Raw genomic sequence first — 20,222 nt, forward strand, 5'->3', positions numbered from 1 at the left:
CATCAGTTCCTTTAGATACAAGTAGTATAGCTCGAATTCAATACTTAATCAATAAAAAAGTTTCGTAAAATTCGCACAGGAATTCATCCACCTTCACCACTCGTATAGATCATGCCCATCCGTGAAACTGTATTAGAAAACTGGGCAAGTCCCAACTAAACATAAAGGTGGCAGCTATGGAACTAACCCCGCTTTTTCCTTTTGAGCCTACCAGCACGGAAGCTATACCTGTAGGACCACAATGGATAGGCCAAGTGAAATGGGATGGCGTTCGCATTCTTACCTACTACGATGGACAGGAGGTCAAACTGTTCAACAGAAAATTAAACGAACGGACTTTCCATTATCCTGAAGTGACCGATCTTCGCTCGTATTGCCGTGCCGATTCTGTGATTTTGGATGGCGAAATAATCGCTCTTGGCCCGGACGGAAAGCCTTCTTTTTATGAGGTCATGAGGAGAGACGGGCTGCGCCGTTTAGAGAAAGTCCCCCCGATACAAAAGCTTGTCCCTGTCACATACATGGTCTTCGATGTACTGTACTGGAATGATGAATGGGTAACTTCCTATCCACTATCAGAGCGCCAACAAATACTGGGCAAAATCATCACTCCTACTTCTCATGTGCAGCTCGTTGAAAATTTTCCTGATGGAGACGCTCTTTACCGTGTCGTAGAAACTCAAGGCATGGAAGGAATCATTATGAAGGATACGTCAAGCAGCTACTTGATCAATGGGAAAGATAAACGCTGGAGAAAGATAAAGTATTACCGGGATCTCATCGCTGTTGTAGGCGGCGTTACGCTTCGGAATGATATTGTCAATTCTTTGCTTCTGGGCCTCTTCGATCAACAAGGTTCTTTTTGGTACATCGGTCATGCAGGCACTGGAAAATTGACCCAAACGGACTGGCGTGCTTTAACGGAGAGAATACAGCCCCTCGTCCAACAGAAGATGGCTTTTGTTAACAAGCCACCACGCGCAACCAATACCTTATGGATACAACCGGAAATCACCGTCAAAATCAAATTTGCGGAGTGGAAGGAAGGGCATTCCTTGCGACAGCCAAGTATACAAGGCTTTGTTGATGTCCCTCCTCACCAGTGTGTTTTGGAGTAAGGAACTCCTTGGCTTTCGACCTCATTGCCGAAAAGATCCAGCCTGTTTTGCCTTTCCCAGCTTTTGCTTGCCATGATTAAGCGCTTGCATTTCCCCGTAGCTCGTCAACAGCGCTATAAGTAAGAGGGAAATGTACACAACAGCTGTCGCAACCCCTCCTACCGCTGATTTATCCTTAAAAAAGTCCCCAATAAAAATCACTAGCACACATCCACTCAAACAGAGTTTCGTGATCCACACCATCGACCGGTAAAATCGATAAAGCTTCGTTCCTTCGGGAATGAGGCTTTGCTCTCTTCCTTTATTCTTTCGCCTTACGTGAATAAGCAAAAAGATCGCCAACGGCAATTGAAAAACGAGCACGATCAACGGCAAACTATAACTAATAAATTGATCGATATGCGCTACATTTGGAAACGCAAATATGGATGATACAACGATAAACCATCCACACGGAGCATTGAATGTATTGTAATGCCGCTGTCCTCCAAATGATCCCACCCCCACTAAAAATGCCAAGTAAGCAACTATGACCTTGATTGTGAAAGCGGGGAACCACACGCTAAAGAGGATCATTTCGACCCTGTCCAGAAAATCTGTGATGTGGATTTGCTGGACGAGAATATAGATGGGGAAATTCAGTCGACCGGCGATAATGAAGCCCATGACCCCGAGCAAGACGAGCAACATAATCGTCGTCCCAAAGCCAACAATGATGACCCCGTGCTTCATCGCAGCATAAAATAGTCGCGGCTCTACAATGGCATGTAAGAATGCCCCAATGAGAAAAATATCACCATATACACCCACTGGTAAAAAGTTGCTGACCACGATCCGATCCAACCTACTGGTCAAGATTGGTTCCAATCGCTCTACGTTGTATTCATTAATCAGCAGGAAATATAGCGAAATGCACATGATGAAATAAAGGGGAAAATAAAACTCATTTACCCGTGCCGCCACCTCAAGACTCGTTTTGCCATAGTACATCATTAGCAGGACGAAGACGAGTAAGATGACCTCCAATGGTGTGGTTGGCAATAACGAGATATGTAAAAAATCAGCAGCCCCTTTAATATCGATCGCCAGGATGATCCAAATGTAAAACAAAATGAGTAGATTGATAGCTCCACCAATCCACTTCCCGCCAATGATAAACAAGATTTCAAAGATATTTTTCCCGGGGTATGCTTCAACCAGCCCACTCAAAACGTAGGCGATAAAAAGCGCATAAAAGATGGGGAAAATTTGAGAGAACCAAGCATCCATCCTTGCTACCTGAACGACAGACCGCAAGAAACTGATCATCATTCCTGTCATCAAGACACTGCCGACCAGCCAGGCAATTTGTCGATGGTTGACAACTTGCTTGTGAATCATACTTGGGGCCTCCTTATACGAACTGATCCACCCACCGCTTCACATGAGGAGATAGAAAGTTCATCAAATTACTCGTGGGTAGCACTTGATAATACTGGAATTGTAAAGCAATCAGAAAAACAATGGTTAGGGTGTAGAAAATAACAATGACTCGCTGTTGTCTTCCATCCATGCCTTTTCGCTTCAGGATGAATTCTCCAAAGGAAAGTAACAGCATGAAGACAAAAAAGACCAGAAATATTCTATTCATGATCATCTTCACCTTGGGTTATATTTTTCGTTGTCTGCCCGAAATTGGCCATGTTCACTTTGGTTCGGATTTCATATGTGATTTTCGGAAGCTCCTCATTCCACCTGTTCCGATATCGGTCTCGCCACTCTCGCGGATAATTCCTTGACAATGCGATTCCTAACCCGATGAAGTCTGATTGTTTCTGTTGGATCGTTTGCATCATATGTTTCACACCGTTATTGATTTGCTCGACGAGCTTCGCTTGCAGCATTCTAATATTTTTCTCTTCCTCGAGATCGAGGTTTGAAATATTCTCCACCACAACGGCAGAAGCGTAGAGGTCAATTTTGAAATGGATGTGGCCTTTCCTGATTACGGGCTTGATATTCGCCCTTCCTTTCGAAAGAGTTATCGTAAGCCGTTCGTGTTTGTTAAGGGACAACACAACAGAAAACGGTGTAAAATCGCGTTGGAACAATCGCAAGCCGAGCAGTTCTTTGGGCTTCGCGATGGTTACGAGCTTGTCGTGTCGAAATAAGCCTACCCCCGTCGCCTCTATTTCTTTTGACTTTCCTTTCGGATGGGAATCCACTGCTGCCAGAACGGGTAAAATGGCATCAATCCCTGGTGTACCGAGCATCTGGGCCACATCCTTCAACGTTACCGAAATCCCCCCCATCTTGACCAACTCACGCATCGCCTCTCCTGAAAAACGTTCAAATTGCGGCTGGGCGGTTAGTAATTCGATTCCTTTGCCTTTTGTCATGACAATGTAAGCTGTCAGTCTGTTTTCTGGAAAGCGCGCCACAATATCCAGCACCTCCGACATTCCGTTCTTCGCCAGTTCTTCGCCTATGACGATCATCCGGTGATGGGAGTAGTAAATTTCTCGAGACATTCTTGCTTGGATCAATCCATTCGCTTCCCGAATTGTCCTGCCTACTGCGGAATCAACGTAATAACTCTTATCACCACTCGTCCCACCGCCACCTCCGGACTGTGCGCCTAGACTGCTGACCAGTGGGACCTGAATGGATAACCGATACCTGCCGTCTGGTTCCTTATCCATCGCCATTGCAATGACGATGGCCATATCATTTACTTCACGGCGATCCCAACATCCCGATACTAGGAACATACAGAGCGACACTACCAGCACGCGGGTCACAGTCTTCACGATTGCCCCTCCTCACTCTGCTGACGGTTCCCTGTCATCCCTGATTGCCCTCCTCTTTGCTGGATAGAATTTGCATAACCATCGTTCATGCGCCTTGCGTTTTGTACGCCTAAGAAGCTCGGGCGTTTTTCCATCATCGACCATGGAGCTCTTATCAGTACGTCTTTAAGATCGCCGATCGACATCGGTCCTAGTGGCGATAAATAAGGGACACCAAAAGAGCGCAGGTTGGCCATATGCCCGAGGATTAGCAATAACGATACCAGCATTCCATAGATGCCGAGGATCGAAGCGGCAATCATGATCGGAAAACGCAGCATTCGCAGTGAAATCGATGCATTAAAATGCGGAATGGTAAACGAAGCAATCCCTGTAAGCGATACGACGATAACCATGGGGGCAGAAACAATCCCTGCCTGCACGGCTGCCTGACCAACGACCAGCGCGCCTAAAATACTGACGGCTTGCCCGACCGTTTTCGGGAGACGAATCCCGGCTTCTCGCAAGGCTTCAAAAGAAATTTCCATGATAAAAGCCTCCACAATAGCAGGAAAAGGAATAGACTCGCGCGCAGCCGCAATACTTAAAAGGAGCGTGGTTGGCAGCATCTGTTGGTGATAAGTCGTAATGGCCACATATAAGGCAGGGGTAATGAGCGAAATGATGAGGAACAGATAACGCAACAGTCGAACAAACGTAGCCATTTGAAATCGCTCGTAATAATCCTCACTCGCCTGCATCATCATCCAAAACGTAACAGGCGCTATCAAAACCATCGGTGTCCCATCCACAAATATCGCGACACGTCCCTCCAGCAATGCCGCAGCAACCGTGTCTGGGCGCTCGGAATACATCAGCTGTGGAAAAGGCGAGTACGTGTTATCCTGGATCATCTCTTCGATATATCCGCTTTCCAGCACAGCATCCATATTGATCTTGCTGATTCGACCAGTGACCTCCTGTACGATCTCTGGATCAGCAATCCCATCAAGAAAGGCAACCACCAGATTGGTGTTCGTCTCACGTCCAACTACCAAGGACTTCATTTTCAATCGAGGTGTTCGCAATTTGCGCCGCAGCATCGACGTGTTCGTGCGAATATTTTCGATAAAGCCCTCACGCGGCCCCCGTACGACCGCTTCTCCTTCTGGTTCGTTAACGGAGCGTTTTTCTGCTCCACGAATGCCGAGCGTGAGCGCTTCTGTATTTCCCTCTACAAGAATAGCTGTATCACCTGAAAGCACAGCTTGTAGCAGCTTTTTATAATCGTCTACTCTTCCCATCTGGGAAACGGGCAAAAGTGACTCTTCTATCACTTTTATATCTTCATCGCCGTCTTCAAGCACCATTAACGATTTCAGTGCAGAATTGACCTCTTTGGTATCAATTAACCCATCTACGAAGACAGCAATCGCTCGGACACTGTTTTTTTGGCGGAATTCTCGTATGACAAAATCGGAGCAATCAGCGAACATTTTTTTCAACAGATCAATGTTCTCTCCCAATTGAGGCGAAATCGGTATACCCTCCAGCTCAATCAAGCTGCAGGCATTCATTGTCTCAATCAGTTCTTTCATTTTATCTTTCTTCTTGAATTTCATTTCATCACCAGCCATTAGAAAGCTACCCGTATTATGGTTGATTGGCAGGAAATATATGCAAAGAGGTATTCCTTTTACATAGAGAAACACGGATGGGAGATAGTAGGAACACCTAAACCGTTTAATAAGGAAGGTGAAAACGCCATTGCGTACTGCAACAAAAGAGTACGAGCTGACGATCGACAATCACACATTGTCCATTACAAATCCTGACAAGCCTCTATGGCCACAGGCCAAGGTAACCAAGCTAGATTACTTGCGCTATTTGCTGATTGTCGCAGCCCCACTTCTACGGTATAGCAAGGATCGGCTGTTAACCGTCATTCGCTACCCTCACGGAGTTGGCGACAAGCACTTCTATCAAAAAAACGCCCCTGACTATGCGCCTGACTGGATACAAACGCGTATGTGGGAAAATGTCCGTTACGTACTGTGCAATGATCGGGGGACACTCGTGTGGATGGCAAATCAAGCAGCATTGGAGTGGCACGTCTCCTTTCACCTCGCCAAGGATGAGACTCCGACAGAGCTCGTATTTGACCTCGACCCTTCCACAGATGATTTTGCCGTTGTGATAGAGTCTGCCCTCTTATTGAAACAGCTGCTCGATGAATTACAGCTGCCTTCATGGGTCAAAACATCTGGTTCCAGCGGCTTGCAAGTATACGTTCCGATTGAACTCCGCTATACGTTTGAACAGACACGCCAGGTCGGACATTTCATCGCATCCTATTTAGTCAGCAAGCATCCCTCACTTTTAACCATTGAGCGACTAGTGAAGAATCGGGGAGATAAGCTGTACATTGACTATTTGCAACACTGGCGCGGGAAAACATTACCAGCCCCTTATTCAACCCGTGCAAAAGAACAGGCAACCGTATCAACACCACTCCTGTGGGAGGAGGTTCCCCATTCTCATCCCACAGACTTTACCGTTTATACGGTGCCCAAACGCCTGGAAGCATTCGGAGATTTATTCTCATCCGTATCTGCTCCGACGAAACGAGCCTCCCTTGATGCCATCCTCGGCTTTTTGCAGTCCCAGTAAGCCATTAGTTGGAATCCAGCAGCCTATTTGTGCTATACTTGGCACAGATGTTTTGAGGCAAGGAGGCACATTCATGATTGATCCGATCGCAATTGCAATCGGCCCCTTAAAGATTCACTGGTATGGCATTATTATGGGGCTGGCGTTTTTCTTGGGTACTTATCTCGCGCGCTACAATTCCAAACGTTCTGGCATTGATCCTGATCACGTCTTGAACATGGTGGTTCTGATCATTCCAGCAGCCATCGTTTGTGCAAGATTGTATTATGTAACGTTTGAATGGGAGCAGTACAAAGACAATCCACTGGACATCTTCGCAGTTTGGCAAGGCGGCTTGGCTATTCACGGTGGATTAATCGGTGGTGTTCTGGCAGGAAGCTGGTATATTCGAAAACATAATCTGCCGTTCCTTCGTTTGGCTGACATCTTTATGCCAAGTGTCATTTTGGGTCAAGCCATCGGACGGTGGGGAAACTTTATCAACCAGGAAGCGCACGGTGGTCCCGTCTCTGCTGAGTTTATGGAAAAGTTCCCTGCATTCATCCGCGAACAAATGTTTATCGGCGGACAATATTACCACCCTACGTTTTTGTATGAATCACTTTGGAACCTTTTCGTTTTCGCCGTTCTCATGTTCATGCTGTACCGGTTCAAAAAATTCGATGGACAGGTATTGTTTAGCTACATGATCCTGTATTCACTCGGTCGCTTCTACATTGAGGGAATGCGTACAGACAGCTTGTTAATAGCAGATACCCTGCGTGTCGCTCAATTAGTCAGTCTGTGCTTAATTGCTGCCGGTGTCATCTTGATGCTCGTGTTTGCACGCAAAAGCAAGCAGACAGGACATTCCCAAAACTCAATTGAATAACGTCAACACGCTATATCCATTACCACTCAGGTCAGTCCGACTGGGTGGTTTTTTCTTTACCTTGTCTGAATTGTCGCAATGCAGGCAATAACTAGGAGAAAGAATGAAAAAAGGAGGAGAATAACATGGATGATGGAATTTTGGAAGAGTATCTCGATCGCTACGTACGTATTCATTTTGCTCCTGATATGATCGGTCAAGGATTATCCGCATATGCAGAAGGCAAATTATATGATTACAGCCCAAATGGGATTTTAATTGAAGAGCGGGATGGCTCGCTGGACTACATCCCATTCTCTGCCGTACGCCTCGTACAAATTAAACCCAAGCCCGGCTTATGGGAGCGTTTAACTGGATCAAATTAATGAAAAAGACACCTTCCCGCGTACTCTACACGGAAAGGTGTCTGTTGTATAAAGATGTAGCTCTACAGGAATACGTCATACACGACGTAGCATGCTGCAGCCAAAAGTCCGGTAATCGGAAGGGTAATGACCCAAGTGACCAAAATTCGGCCAGCCAAGCCCCATTTTACTGCGTTTAGCTTTTGCGATGCCCCAACCCCCAAGATGGCGGATGTGATCACATGCGTTGTGCTCACCGGCAGTTTCAAAGCTGTAAAGATTGTGATAATCAAGGCAGAAGACAGGTCTGCTGAGAAACCGGAAATTGGCTTGATTTTCATAATCTTACCACCCAAGGTCTTGATGATACGCCATCCACCAAAGGCTGTACCTAAAGCCATTGCAATAGCAGCTGAGAGTTTTACCCACAGTGGAATGACGAATTCGCCCGGTTCTTGTATCAAGAATCCTCCAGAAATCAGAGCAAGGGTGATTACGCCCATTGTTTTTTGCGCATCGTTGGCTCCATGGCTGAAGGCCTGCCAAGCTGCTGACACGACTTGCATCGAACGGAAATTTCGATTGGTTTTGTGGTACGCTGAGTTACGAACAAACCAAGACACAAGCTTGATCACGACAAAACCAACAGCAAAGGCAACAAGCGGTGATACGATCAACGCTTGGATAATACTAATGAAGCCTGACCAGTTAATGGCACCACTTCCTGCGGCACCAAAAGCAGCACCTGCAACACCGCCGATAATCGCGTGCGAGGACGAACTAGGAATTCCGAACCACCAGGTGATCAGGTTCCACAAAATCGCAGATGTCAACGCGGCCAAAACGACGACCAATCCATTTTCCAGTTTGAATGGATCGGTAATGCCTCCCCCGATTGTCTTCGCTACACCTGTATACGAAAGTGCACCAAGCAAGTTACACACGGATGCAATAATAATCGCGGTTTTCGGACTTAATGCACGCGTCGAAACAGAAGTCGCAATTGCATTCGCTGTATCGTGAAAACCATTGATAAAGTCAAAAGCTAGCGCCATGATGACGACGAGTACCAGAATAAGCAACTCTGGCGAAAGATCAGGCATTCTTTAACACGATCCCTTCTACCAGGTTGGAGACGTCCTCAGCAAAGTCAGCACAGTCTTCGAGCTTATCGTAAATCTCTTTGAGTTTGATCGCTTCCATTGGGTTGGTATCAGGAGAATTCAACAAATCAGATACCATTTTGCGGTAGTTGGAGTCAGATTCATGCTCCAAATCTTTGATTTCCCCAGCGATTTGTGTAACGACTTTATGATCCAGCTTGCGCAGTGTGCGAATCAGCTCGATCAGCTTAGCCGAGCATTTTACCAAAATATTTGCTTGTGCCAATACACGTGGATCTGGTTGAGTCACTTGGTACAGATACATACGATCAGCGACACCGTCAATGTAGTCGATCATCGAGTCCATCGTATGAGCGAGTTGGTGAATGTCTTCACGCTCAAGCGGAGTGATAAAAGTGGAGTTTAACTCGTTCATGATGCGACGAACGATCTCGTCTCCTTCTTTCTCGACAGCCTTGATTGCCTTAACCTTTGTTTCTAGATCTTGATAGTTTCCTATCATTTCATAGAAAAGATGAGTTCCTTTGTGCACAGTGGCAATCTGCTGCTCGAACAGATCAAAGAAGATATACTTGTTTGATTTCAACATACGGGACTTCTTCACTCCTTTGAATAAATGACACCTTACAGATTATATCGAAAGTTATTGTTTCCGTAAATTTAAAATCAAGGTCAAGTGTGTATATTTTTCTTTAAGGAATTGTTAAGTTTTTGTAAATGCCCTTTACAATCAAAAAAAACACCCGTGTCAAGAGAGATGACGAGTGTTATTCTTGCCAATATTTATCTTTTCATTCGAAGCAACCATCATGCAATCTTTCCTTTTTTTCGCTTCATACATAAGCATATCTGCTTTTTTCGCTAACTCTTCCGCTGTTGAAGCATGGTGTGGGTACGAGGCTACTCCGATGCTGACCGTGACACCTGAAAGAGCGTGCCTCACTTGATTTTGAATACGTTCTCCGATTGCCAGTCCTCTTATTGTGTCTGTATGTGTTAACAAAACGACGAATTCTTCCCCACCCCATCTTCCAACCGTATCTTGTTTACGTACACTTGTTTGCAAGAGTCTTGCAAATTGGCAAAGGAGTCGGTCGCCTTCCAAATGGCCAAATGAATCATTGAATATTTTGAAATTATCCAAATCAATAAACAATAAAGTAACAGATTGATGATTGCTTTTTGCCAACTCTACTTCTTCAACCAACTTGTCCAGAAATCTGCGATTGACGAGAACGCCTGTAAGTGAATCGTGATAAGCCATCTGCCGCAACTGATCTACATATTTCCCTATTTGATAGGCAGCAAGCGACTGAATGATAGCCACAAGTATAAGAAAGACAATCATACTCTCATCCGTCGGCAATCCGTATCCGATCAGCCAAACCGAGATGATCACACAGGACACACCCAAGCTTATCCAGCGTGAGCCCAAAGTACACTACCCCCAATCTATCCGATGTAACCCTATTTCAATTCAATTCGGACATTAGACCTATCTAAACGAGTTTATAGTAGGTCTTTTTTCGTATAATCAGGAATATTTTACCTATCTTTTTTTGTAAGTTCAAGCAAAACCACGAAACTGTTACTTATTCATTCAAGCGAATCTTGGAAAAATCCTGACAACCAGCCTGTGGTCTATACACATGGTGCAACATGAATTGGAACCAATTGGAAGGGATAAGCTAATGGCTAATGAAGACAGACGGGAGTGAATGAATGTATGCCCCGTATTGAAGCAGTGGCTACAGCAGTACCTTCCCACGAGATTACACAAGAGGATTCCATGAAGCTGGCACGCCTATTTTTTCAAGATGCTTTTCCTGACATAGACCGTTTGTTACACGTATTTGCACACAGTCACATTCAGAAGCGATATTTTAGCATGCCAATGGATTGGTTTTTGGAGGACCGGCCCTTTGCAGAGAAAAATCAATTGTATATCGAACATGCAGAAGCCTTGGCCGAGGAAGCAGCCCGAAAGTGTTTGACAAAAGCTGGTGTCGAGCCGTCATCCATTGATTGTCTGATGTTTGTATCAAGCACTGGCATTGCGACCCCAAGCCTTGATTCCCGCTTGCTTCACCGTTTAGGACTCCGTCCGCAAGCAACCCGTGTACCGTTGTGGGGCCTTGGCTGTGCCGGTGGAGCGATGGGATTGTCGCGGGCATGTGAATACACCCAGGCTTATCCCTCACGGCGAGTATTGCTTGTGAGCGTAGAACTGTGCGGCTTGACCTTCATCCGACAAGATTTGTCTAAAAGCAATTTGGTCGCAACGTGCCTATTTGGAGATGGAGCTGCAGCCGCATTAATAGAAGGAGACCAAGTCTTGTCCTCTTCTGACGCACCTAAGGTTCAATTTTGTGATGCGCGAACGACAACATGGCCCGACACCGTAGATGTTATGGGATGGGAATTGACCGATCCAGGGTTAAAAGTCATTTTCTCTCGCGACATCCCTACTCTCATTCGTTCTTCGATGCGAGAAAACGTCGAGAGCTTTTTGTCACCGCATGGGATGTCTATTGATCATCTGCGTCATTTCATTTTCCATCCAGGAGGAGTCAAGGTATTAACGGCTTACCAACGGTCTCTGGGCATTGGTACAGAGGCCACTCGTTTGTCTGAAGATGTCTTAACCAATTTTGGAAATATGTCTTCCCCTACGGTTTTGTTCGTCTTGGAAAAAAGCTTGGAGAGGGCGTGGGAGCCAGGAGATCGTGGTTTGGTCGCTGCGCTTGGACCTGGATTTAGCTCCGAGCTCTTACTTCTGGAGGCGAGATAGTCATGTTGCTCTTCTTTGGATTCGTCATGGTTGCAGTCGTGTTGCAGCGGCTGGTCGAGCTTCTCGTTGCCATGAGGAATGCCCGCTATATCCGGTCAAAAGGTGGCTACGAGGTTGGGGCGAGTCATTACAAATACATCGTCCTTCTTCATCTTTTCTTTTTTCTCTCGCTTATTTTCGAGGTGGTGGGAAAAGGCAGCGCCTTGGTTCTGCCCTCTTGGTGGGCGGTTCCGTTCAGCCTTTTTTTGATCGCGCAAGGACTTCGTTACTGGTGCATTCGCAGCTTGGGCAAACGCTGGAATACTCGCATCTTCATACTCCCGGGGGAGGCTCCGATCAAGCGAGGTCCTTATCGGTTCATTCGTCACCCCAACTACTTGGTCGTATCGCTTGAGCTGCTCTTACTCCCCCTAACATTTTCCGCTGTGACAACTGCCCTGACGTTTTCACTCTTGAATGCCTGGCTGCTCCTGCGTATACGGATTCCCTTGGAAGAAGCAAGCGTCTACGATGGTCATCGTGAGTCATAAAACCGAAAAGTCTTTGGCACACGCACATGCCAAAGACTTTTTATCGAGCAAAAGGTTTATCACTTGTCATTTCTCGGGTAAAGAAAAGAAGCTGTTACTCTTTCCCGTGAGGTGGATCAATTGAATCGTACAACCATAGTGGAGCCTCAGGAGACGAAGCGTATCATCGTCCGAGACTTTTTCGCTTTGATTGAAACGGTACCGAATAAGGATGACCAGGCTAGCATTCAAACCTTTCTTCGCTATTTGCAAAGTCTGCTAAGAATCAAGCAAGTCGTTCCTCCGGTTGTGGAAATCATGACCGTCTTCAAACAAAACAAGCCACTTCTCTACCACGCGGCACGCAGAATTACTCTTCCTTCAAGCAATCTGCACATGCTATTTCAGCTAGAAATGGATATTATGCTTGCTCACGAAAGGCTTCGTCAGTACGACAAATGATTTGGGTAGGCTTTGCCTTACCCTTTCAGGTTTTCTGGATTCAGACATTCAAGCTCTGCAATGACAAAACGACCATCTTTGCGAATCAGGACGTCATCAAACCAGATTTCTCCTCCGCCCCAATCCGGACGCTGGATGGAAACCATGTCCCAGTGCACAGACGATTTGTTGCCATTGTATGCTTCGTCATAGCATTGACCAGGCGTGAAGTGGAAGCTTCCGTCTATTTTTTCGTCAAACAAGATATCTTTCATCGGGTTGCGAATGTAAGGATTCACACCGATAGCGAACTCGCCAACGAAGCGCGCCCCCTCGTCCGTATCCAAAATTTGATTCAAACGTTCGGTATCGTTCGCTGTCGCTTCCACAATTTTACCGTCCTTGAAGGTCAGGCGAACATTTTCGAAAGTGAAGCCGTGGTATGGTGTTGGCGCATTATGGGTGATAACGCCATTTACGGAATCCTTCACAGGTGCTGTATACACTTCACCATCTGGAATATTGCGCAGGCCAGCACATTTTACAGCAGGAATATCCTTGATTGAGAAGCTGAGATCCGTTTCAGGCCCTACCAAGCGAACCTTGTCTGTGCGATTCATCAAGTCGACCAGACTGTCCATTGCTTTGTCCATTTTCGCGTAATCCAGGTTACATACTTGGAAGTAAAAATCTTCAAAAGCTGCTGTAGACATGTTCGCAAGCTGTGCCATGGAAGGATTCGGGTAACGAAGAACAACCCACTTCGTTTTAGGCACGCGCACGTTCATCACTGGCAGCTCATACAGGCGAGAATAGATGCCGAGCTTGTCACTTGGAACATCAGCCATCTCATTGATGTTGTTCGCTGCACGAATCCCGATGTAACCTTGCATTTTCTCCATGAGTTCAACTTCATGTTGAGCCATGGTCTTCAACTGCTCTTCATTGCAATTCATTGCGATTTCTCGGCTTACGGCGGGATTAATCAATTGAACATAAGGACTGCCGCCTGCTTTGTAAATCTCACGCACGAGGGCTTGCACCAAATCCGGTGTGTCCCCTTTCGCGTTGATCAAAATGTTTTCCCCTGGCTGTACTCGTACAGAATAGTTAACCAGATTGTACGCTAATTGATCTAATCGTGAGTCTCTCATTCGTGGCACACCCTTTTTAAATTTTCTGATTCCTCTTGTATTTTTACCGATACAATCTACCAAGTCAATAAAATTTTTTTTATCAACGAAACAAAAAGCGGCCAGCCTCCTTGTATCCAGGCTGACCTTGCTCTTTTCCTATGATTTTACACCGTCTGTTCCCTGTCCTCAATGGTTCCCATCTTGTACATGTCACTGACCAACTCTTGCGTTGTAGCTAGACCAGCCGTATATTCGTCTGCCTCTTGATAGTAGACGGCTCCACCTGCATCCTCAGCGCCCAACTCTCTCACCCTGGATCGAGTCTGATCTTTATCATAACCTGCCATTTCCATTCCTCCTTCCTTTTGGTTTCTATCCGCTATAGTTTGTACGGGAATCTCCAGATTTAGCCGAAAAAAGACGCCTTGCCCATCGAGGGACAAAGCGTCTTTTTTAAAGGAAATTATTTATTGTTATCGGATTCAGGTGCACTCATTGTCCAACCAGCAGCTGGAGCACTTACAGGAGTGATGCGATTAGTTGTAACAAATTGATCTGTTCCTGGCATCGCTGTCCATCCAGCTACAGTAGAGATTACTGGAACGTATTGGCCACTCACCATTACGAACTCATCTTTACCTGGCATCATCATCCAGCCACCTTGTTGAGTCAGCCCTTGAATAGGGTTAACTGTTTGTGGAGCTACTGGTTTTGCTTCTGTTGTAGGTGCAGGTGTTGTTTCAGTTGCAGGCTTTTCTTCAGTTGCAGGTGCTTCAGTAGCTGGCTTTTCATCTGTTGCAGGTTTTTCTTCTGTTGTCGTTGTTGTTGCTTCTGTTGCAGTAGTCGTTTCAGTAGCTTTTACTGCCTCTTCTGCAAATGCAGCTTGTGTGAAGAGAGCTGCTCCTAGGATACAAGAACTCATGATCAGTGTGCTTTTCTTTTTCATATGTGTACACTCCCATTCCCGCGGTACACACTTTTGTCTTACACGAATGTCCCCAAACCCGAACTTGAAGGCATGCTATATGCACTGCTGCATTTTCCTGAGAAAATACGTAAACTGCTCTAACTCGTCGTCAGTCAGATTCTCCAGCAGCTTTCCTACTAGTGCTCTCCTGTGGCACAAAAGTCCTTCCAGAGTCGGAATGGCTTGTTGTGACAAAGTGACCCACACGACACGTCGATCCTGTTCATCTCGAACCCGGTCAATAAAACCGGCCTTGACTAACCGATTGAGTGCGATTGTGGTGGCACTATTGGATAACTTCAAAATAGTCGCCAGCTCAGAAACTGTGCTTCGTCCTTTTTGATGTAACACACGCAGCAAGATAAACTGCTTCGGACTGATTGACTCTTCCTCTAGCCAATTGTTAATAAAGAAACGAGCAATCTCGACAAATACTCGATCCAGTTCCTCAAGTTTACTGGCACGGGACATATTGCTCACAACATCACCCATTTTCGGAAAATTAATAATATAAGTACTTTTACTATAAAACTATATAGCCTAAGTACCGGAAGATCAAGAGCACTCCCGAAATTATTTCTTTTCACGAAAGATATGTATGAGCCAGACAAAGTGTTTACCACTTAATATTTTTATTGTAAAACTTATTTCAAGAACATCTTAACTCAAACAGGAAAAACTGACAATAGGTAAGCTTGCAAAATAATGTTACGACTTTTTCAGTTTCATCCACGAAGCCAATTATTTCCTTGAATCATCTTTCGTATCTATTCGTAAAGCATGTATAATGGGAAGACAGCCTTACACACACGAGGCATTTGACTCAGGCATATTTGCCACAGAAACTACATACATAGGAGAATTTCAATGGAACAAACCAACCCTACACCAAAATGGAAAGCGGAATTGCTCGATTGGTTAAAATCGTTTGTCTTGATTGGCGGATTGACTGCCTTTATCTACGTATTTGTCATGGCTCCCTACGTCGTCCAAGGGCGTTCCATGGAAAGTACGTTGCATGACCGCGAGCGTGTCATTGTAAACAAAGCGGTTTACTATCTCAAAGAACCGCAACCTGGCGATATCGTCATCATTCATCCAGATGCAACTGGCGACAACTGGATCAAGCGCGTGGTCGCAGTAGCTGGTGACACCGTTGAAGCCAAAAATGATCAAGTGTATGTCAATGGCCAACCGCTCAGCGAAGAGTATTTGGTCGAAAACAAGCTAAAAGCTTCTTCATCAGGTGTGACGTTAACCGAAGATTTTGATCCTGTGAAGATTCCTGAGGGCAGTGTGTTTGTTATGGGGGACAATCGCAACAACAGTATGGACAGCCGTGTCATTGGCCCTGTTCAACTGGATCATGTAGTAGGACGTGCAGAGGTCGTATACTGGCCGCTGTCCCAGGTTCGCCTTCCACGTTAACATTTATCCATGCAGAAAAAAGCCGCTCCTTATCGGGGCGGCTCTTTTCATTTTCGATGACGTTATTTGTGGGCAATTGCCGCTTCAGAAAAATAATCCTCCAAAGTAAGGCCACCTGCCATAATTTCTTTCGCCATTTCCTTCCCTACATAACGCAAATGCCAAGGCTCATACGCATATCCAGTCGTATCTTCCTTGCCCTTCAAATAGCGAATGACGAAGCCAGAGTCTGCACAGTTGGCTGCCAGCCATGTTCCTTCAGGTGTCTCAGCAAATGATTCTTCCAAGCGTGTACTTGCATCATATCCGGACACATCCATAGCCAAGCCAGTCTGATGCTCGCTCTTTCCAGGTACAGCACTGTAGGCAGCGGCATGTTCAGCACCTTGTGTTCTTACATACGTTTCGTACAGCGATTTTTGGGTCTTATATGAGCGGTAGCCAGAAACAGCATACAGTTCAATACCTTCTGTCTTTGCTTTGGCAAACAGTTCTTCTAATGCTTGTGCGGCTTCTGCTCTCAGCAATCGCTTCTCAACTTTTTCATCAAAAGGAAACGGCACATTCGGCTCTATCAAATCCGGCGGAATATAATCGGCAGGCAATGCCCGCTGTTTATTTACGACAACCGAGGGATCTGTTGCATTCGTAACGGTTGGCACTCCATCCACATCTTTTATCGTCTCTGTAAGAGATGCCCGTTGGGGACGTGCTGTCTCCTCGTTATTTGGCTCAACTGTCGTTGACTGCGTTCCCTCTCCCGCGGACTGTCCATTCGACTCGCTGGATAACATTCCACTTAATGAGGGAGGTTCACATCCACTGAGTAGTGCTACTGATAATGCTGCGACGATCGCAAGGCTGCTGGTGCGATTTTTGTTCATGATCGATCCTCCTGGTTCCTTACAGACACATATGTTCTGCTCTACCTTACCATGGAGTTATACGAAAGAAAAGGTAGATAGGTCACGCTTTTTCAAAAGGTATATTCCTCGTTTAGGTTTTTGACAAGCGCCGACACCCATTCATCCAGCGACCAAAATGGGAAGCCCGCGGCCTTAGCCTTACTGTTATCCATGTAAAAGGATGCTACAAACCCAAAGGGAGACGCATCAGAAGCATCTGTCGTTGGCTCGATGCGGGCAGGTTTTCCGACTGTTTGCGCAATCATCTCCATCAGTTCAGCAAGCGAAACAGTCCCATCCGAGCACGCATTCACTGGCCCTGTGATGGACGTTGTCTGCACCCATGCCAAAAATTGAGCTGCTTCCTGTGCATGTACAAAGCATATCCGGGCAGCGGGATTCGTGATACCAATCGGTCGCTCCTCTTGCACATGCTCAATGTGAAACCATAGCCGACGAGTGTAATCGTCTTCCGCCAGTACGATTGGAAAACGAACGGCTACGACAGGGAAGGCCTTCTCCTGAAAAAAGACAGCTTCTGCTTGACGTTTGCCTTCTTGATAGGTCGTCTCGTCTCTCGTTTTCCGGTTGATTTCATACGTGTATGGATCAAATGCTTCTTCCTGTAGTGGTTCCTCTGCATAATCGTAGACGGACAGGGTAGAGGTCAAAACGTACTTACCCACTTTCCCCCGAAAAACCTTACACGCATCCATTGCATTTTGGGAGGAATAACAGATGTTATCGTACACCACGTCCCACTGCTGTTCCCCTGCAACCGCTAGTGAATGGACGTCATCGCGATCAAGCGTCATTCTTTTGACAGAGTCAGGCAACTCCACTTGGGTCAGCCCTCTCGTTGCCACCGTAACGTCTACCCCAGCTTCAACGAGAAGCTGGACCAATCGCTTTCCAAAAAATCGCGTTCCTCCGAGTACAAGTACTTTCTTCATTTTGCTACATCCTTTCCTTGATCAGCCTACTTTTTGCGATTCAACTCGATGGACCGCTCCTCTTCCTTCCAAATGACCGTATAACCCAGCTTCTCGCCAACTTTTTTGACAGGCAAGTAAGGCATTCCCCTTACCATGACCACATCTGACTGGAAGGACGTCACTTTTTGTCCCAAACCTAACAGCAACTTGTTGGCGTGAATATACGCTACCCCATCTATCATCACTTTTTGCTCTGCTGTATATGGGTAGACATTGCCGTTCAATCGTAAGTCAAAGGGGCCTTCTTTTTCTTTTGGCGACTGGACTGGCTGCGCAGCCGTATACGCAATGGCATCGACCCCGAGTACAGTGCCCTCGCGTGTGTTATCCGCTCCACCGTACATTTTTCCCGTTTCAAAATCGTACACAATCGCTTGGACGTTGCCAATGTTCGTCGGTTCCTCAGCAAAGACGTGACCTTTTGCCATCAATTGCAGGATGACATCTTGGTCAATGCCCGCTTCCCACGTCACATTCGGATAGCCGCTAGAAAAAATGTGTGGTGCACGGATGGCATCCTCAATTTCCATTCCATGATCGATCACATTGAGAATCGTCTGCGATACGGAGGCGATAATCGTGGAGCCACCAGGTGAGCCAATTGCTAAAAAAGGCTTCCCGTCTTTTAGCACCATGGTTGGTGTCATGCTCGAACGTGGACGCTTGCCAGGCTCGACCTGATTGACACCACCAGGAATCGCGTCAAAATCTGTAAGCTCATTATTGAGCATGAAGCCGTAACCCGGAACCATCACACCGCTGCCAAAAATATCCTCAATGGTGGTCGTATACGCAACGATATTCCCCCATTTGTCCATCACAGAGAAGTGCGTGGTCTGCTTGACCGGAGATTGATCTCTCAGTTTTATGGACACCTCTGGCTTTTTGCCAGGATCGTACTTCCAAGGGTCGCCTGCCACTATATTGGCATTCGCGGTTTCTTCACGAATGAGCTGACGCCGTTCCTTGATGTATTCCTCCGCAATCAGCCCCTTTTTCGGTACTGGATACACGTCCTCGTCCGCCATATACGCCGCCCGATCTGCGTAGGCGAGGTGGTTGGCTTCAATCAGATGATGCAAATAGGCTACCGACCCGATTTCGTCCTTTGTGTTATCGTAGCCTTCCATCAGCTTCAAAATCTGAATCAGCGTCAAGCCGCCAGAGCTGGGTGGTGCCATCGAAATCACTTCATATCCGCGATACATGCCGCGGACCGGTTCACGCTCTTTTACTTGATACGCCTGCAAATCATCGAGTGTCATGGAGCCACCCGTCCTTTGTACCTCCTCGACGAGGGCCTTGCCAATTTCCCCTTCATATAAGGCATCCGAGCCTTTGTCGCGGATGATCTTTAACGTTTTCGCCAACTGGGGCTGAACCAGTATCTCGCCTTCTTTGAGTGGAACGCCGTTTGGCACAAACACCTGTGCAGCCGTCCCGTGCTTCTTCAGCTTTTCCATGGAATTGGCAATAAATTGAGCAGACACCCAGTTGACGCGAACTCCTTTTTCCGCCAGTTCAATCGACGGTTCTATCACTTTTCCCAGGTCCCATGTCCCATACGATTCCAACGCCTGTTCTACACCCAGCAATGTACCTGGAACACCTACGGCCTGACCGCTCGTATGTCTCTCCTCAAACGGGATCGGCGTACCGTCCGCCCGCAAAAACATATGGGGAGTCACCTTGGCAGGCGCCACTTCCCGACTATCTAACACGGTCACTTTGTTTTGATCCTTCACATAAATCATCATGAAGCCACCGCCGCCGATACCGGACATATACGGTTCTGACACATTCAGAGCAAATTGGATCCCAGCCGCAGCGTCAATCGCATTACCGCCCTTTGCCAAGATATCTCTACCGACCTGCGCCGCTGCTGGATGAGAGACCGCGACAATTCCTTTTGTAGCTCCTTGCACACCTGCTGGTACACCTGGGACTTTTCCCACAGCAAAATGAGGAAACGAAAGCACGGAAACAATCGAGAGAGCAACCAACATCCCTTTTTTCATGCGATCCCTCCTATACCATTTCATTACTTCTACCTATTATTATAATTTTCGGCATTTTTTAAGGTCAACCCACATTCACAGTTGCCTAGGCAAACTTTTCTCTACAGAAAAAAACACTCTTCTGCAGCAAGACTTGT

Annotated in this window: 22 protein-coding genes; 8 read left to right on the plus strand and 14 right to left on the minus strand. The window is 46.4% G+C overall.

What is annotated here, in order from left to right:
* Positions 1-176 precede the first annotated feature (176 nt).
* On the plus strand, positions 177-1,118 hold the full coding sequence (locus ACM6JA_RS08705) for a DNA ligase (RefSeq protein WP_414851970.1): 942 nt from the start codon (positions 177-179) through the stop codon (positions 1,116-1,118).
* A gap of 21 nt (positions 1,119-1,139) precedes the next feature.
* Here the strand turns inward: ACM6JA_RS08705 and ACM6JA_RS08710 are convergent, their stop codons facing one another.
* Genes ACM6JA_RS08710 through ACM6JA_RS08725 form a run of 4 tightly spaced genes read right to left on the minus strand, consistent with a single transcriptional unit; the run spans position 1,140 to position 5,484 of the window.
* The gene (locus ACM6JA_RS08710) at positions 1,140-2,498 is read right to left on the minus strand and encodes a GerAB/ArcD/ProY family transporter (RefSeq protein ID WP_414851971.1); all 1,359 of its coding nucleotides are present in this window, start codon (positions 2,496-2,498) and stop codon (positions 1,140-1,142) included.
* A 13-nt stretch (positions 2,499-2,511) separates the two neighbouring features.
* On the minus strand, positions 2,512-2,748 hold the full coding sequence (locus ACM6JA_RS08715) for a hypothetical protein (protein WP_414851972.1): 237 nt from the start codon (positions 2,746-2,748) through the stop codon (positions 2,512-2,514).
* Positions 2,741-3,907 carry a Ger(x)C family spore germination protein gene (locus tag ACM6JA_RS08720; protein WP_414851973.1) on the minus strand — a complete coding sequence of 389 codons (1,167 nt, stop codon included), beginning with the start codon at positions 3,905-3,907 and terminating at the stop codon, positions 2,741-2,743. The genes ACM6JA_RS08715 and ACM6JA_RS08720 overlap by 8 nt, the downstream gene beginning before the upstream one ends.
* On the minus strand, positions 3,904-5,484 hold the full coding sequence (locus tag ACM6JA_RS08725; RefSeq protein WP_414851974.1) for a spore germination protein: 1,581 nt from the start codon (positions 5,482-5,484) through the stop codon (positions 3,904-3,906). The genes ACM6JA_RS08720 and ACM6JA_RS08725 overlap by 4 nt, the downstream gene beginning before the upstream one ends.
* Positions 5,485-5,653: 169 nt before the next feature.
* Here ACM6JA_RS08725 and ligD point away from each other — a divergent pair, with 169 nt between their 5' ends.
* From ligD to ACM6JA_RS08740, 3 genes are all read left to right on the plus strand, one after another.
* Entirely contained in the window at positions 5,654-6,556 is a 903-nt protein-coding gene (ligD, locus tag ACM6JA_RS08730; protein WP_414852237.1) for a non-homologous end-joining DNA ligase, read from the plus strand.
* 73 nt (positions 6,557-6,629) lie between these two features.
* Complete coding sequence (gene lgt, locus ACM6JA_RS08735) at positions 6,630-7,427, plus strand: prolipoprotein diacylglyceryl transferase (protein WP_414851975.1); 798 nt, start codon at positions 6,630-6,632, stop codon at positions 7,425-7,427.
* A gap of 125 nt (positions 7,428-7,552) precedes the next feature.
* Complete coding sequence (locus tag ACM6JA_RS08740; RefSeq protein WP_414851976.1) at positions 7,553-7,792, plus strand: hypothetical protein; 240 nt, start codon at positions 7,553-7,555, stop codon at positions 7,790-7,792.
* A 62-nt stretch (positions 7,793-7,854) separates the two neighbouring features.
* Here the strand turns inward: ACM6JA_RS08740 and ACM6JA_RS08745 are convergent, their stop codons facing one another.
* The 3 genes from ACM6JA_RS08745 to ACM6JA_RS08755 all read right to left on the minus strand — a co-directional run bounded on the left by ACM6JA_RS08745 (position 7,855) and on the right by ACM6JA_RS08755 (position 10,330).
* Positions 7,855-8,874: an inorganic phosphate transporter gene (locus ACM6JA_RS08745; protein WP_414851977.1), complete on the minus strand. Its 1,020-nt coding sequence runs from the start codon at positions 8,872-8,874 to the stop codon at positions 7,855-7,857.
* Positions 8,867-9,484 (minus strand): DUF47 domain-containing protein, encoded by a 618-nt coding sequence (locus tag ACM6JA_RS08750; RefSeq protein WP_007728239.1) that lies wholly within the window; start codon positions 9,482-9,484, stop codon positions 8,867-8,869. The genes ACM6JA_RS08745 and ACM6JA_RS08750 overlap by 8 nt, the downstream gene beginning before the upstream one ends.
* A 159-nt stretch (positions 9,485-9,643) precedes the next feature.
* A complete protein-coding gene (locus ACM6JA_RS08755) occupies positions 9,644-10,330 on the minus strand; it encodes a GGDEF domain-containing protein (protein ID WP_414851978.1) in 687 nt (228 codons plus the stop codon).
* Between the two features lie 291 nt (positions 10,331-10,621).
* On the opposite strand from ACM6JA_RS08755, the gene ACM6JA_RS08760 reads away from it, so the two are divergent.
* The 3 genes from ACM6JA_RS08760 to ACM6JA_RS08770 all read left to right on the plus strand — a co-directional run bounded on the left by ACM6JA_RS08760 (position 10,622) and on the right by ACM6JA_RS08770 (position 12,657).
* Complete coding sequence (locus ACM6JA_RS08760) at positions 10,622-11,686, plus strand: type III polyketide synthase (protein ID WP_414851979.1); 1,065 nt, start codon at positions 10,622-10,624, stop codon at positions 11,684-11,686.
* 2 nt (positions 11,687-11,688) lie between these two features.
* Positions 11,689-12,216 (plus strand): isoprenylcysteine carboxyl methyltransferase family protein, encoded by a 528-nt coding sequence (locus ACM6JA_RS08765; RefSeq protein ID WP_414851980.1) that lies wholly within the window; start codon positions 11,689-11,691, stop codon positions 12,214-12,216.
* 111 nt (positions 12,217-12,327) lie between these two features.
* Positions 12,328-12,657 (plus strand): hypothetical protein, encoded by a 330-nt coding sequence (locus ACM6JA_RS08770; protein WP_414851981.1) that lies wholly within the window; start codon positions 12,328-12,330, stop codon positions 12,655-12,657.
* 17 nt (positions 12,658-12,674) lie between these two features.
* Here the strand turns inward: ACM6JA_RS08770 and ACM6JA_RS08775 are convergent, their stop codons facing one another.
* The 4 genes from ACM6JA_RS08775 to ACM6JA_RS08790 form a co-directional block, all read right to left on the minus strand.
* On the minus strand, positions 12,675-13,790 hold the full coding sequence (locus ACM6JA_RS08775) for an aminopeptidase (RefSeq protein ID WP_414851982.1): 1,116 nt from the start codon (positions 13,788-13,790) through the stop codon (positions 12,675-12,677).
* Positions 13,791-13,936: 146 nt separating this feature from the next.
* Entirely contained in the window at positions 13,937-14,119 is a 183-nt protein-coding gene (locus tag ACM6JA_RS08780; protein ID WP_414851983.1) for a DUF4025 domain-containing protein, read from the minus strand.
* A 116-nt stretch (positions 14,120-14,235) separates the two neighbouring features.
* Positions 14,236-14,694 (minus strand): hypothetical protein, encoded by a 459-nt coding sequence (locus ACM6JA_RS08785; protein ID WP_414851984.1) that lies wholly within the window; start codon positions 14,692-14,694, stop codon positions 14,236-14,238.
* A 99-nt stretch (positions 14,695-14,793) separates the two neighbouring features.
* Positions 14,794-15,231 (minus strand): MarR family winged helix-turn-helix transcriptional regulator, encoded by a 438-nt coding sequence (locus ACM6JA_RS08790; protein WP_007728263.1) that lies wholly within the window; start codon positions 15,229-15,231, stop codon positions 14,794-14,796.
* A gap of 375 nt (positions 15,232-15,606) precedes the next feature.
* Between ACM6JA_RS08790 and lepB the strand changes: the two genes are divergently transcribed.
* On the plus strand, positions 15,607-16,167 hold the full coding sequence (gene lepB, locus ACM6JA_RS08795; protein WP_173617350.1) for a signal peptidase I: 561 nt from the start codon (positions 15,607-15,609) through the stop codon (positions 16,165-16,167).
* A gap of 62 nt (positions 16,168-16,229) precedes the next feature.
* Here lepB and ACM6JA_RS08800 read toward each other — a convergent pair whose 3' ends face one another.
* From ACM6JA_RS08800 to ggt, 3 genes are all read right to left on the minus strand, one after another.
* Complete coding sequence (locus ACM6JA_RS08800; protein ID WP_414851985.1) at positions 16,230-17,051, minus strand: D-alanyl-D-alanine carboxypeptidase family protein; 822 nt, start codon at positions 17,049-17,051, stop codon at positions 16,230-16,232.
* A gap of 92 nt (positions 17,052-17,143) precedes the next feature.
* Complete coding sequence (locus ACM6JA_RS08805; protein WP_414851986.1) at positions 17,144-18,025, minus strand: NAD-dependent epimerase/dehydratase family protein; 882 nt, start codon at positions 18,023-18,025, stop codon at positions 17,144-17,146.
* A 26-nt stretch (positions 18,026-18,051) separates the two neighbouring features.
* Positions 18,052-20,085 carry a gamma-glutamyltransferase gene (gene ggt / locus ACM6JA_RS08810; protein ID WP_414851987.1) on the minus strand — a complete coding sequence of 678 codons (2,034 nt, stop codon included), beginning with the start codon at positions 20,083-20,085 and terminating at the stop codon, positions 18,052-18,054.
* Between the last annotated feature and the right edge of the window lie 137 nt (positions 20,086-20,222).

This window comes from Brevibacillus sp. IT-7CA2, from assembly GCF_949767855.1.
GTDB lineage: Bacteria > Bacillota > Bacilli > Brevibacillales > Brevibacillaceae > Brevibacillus.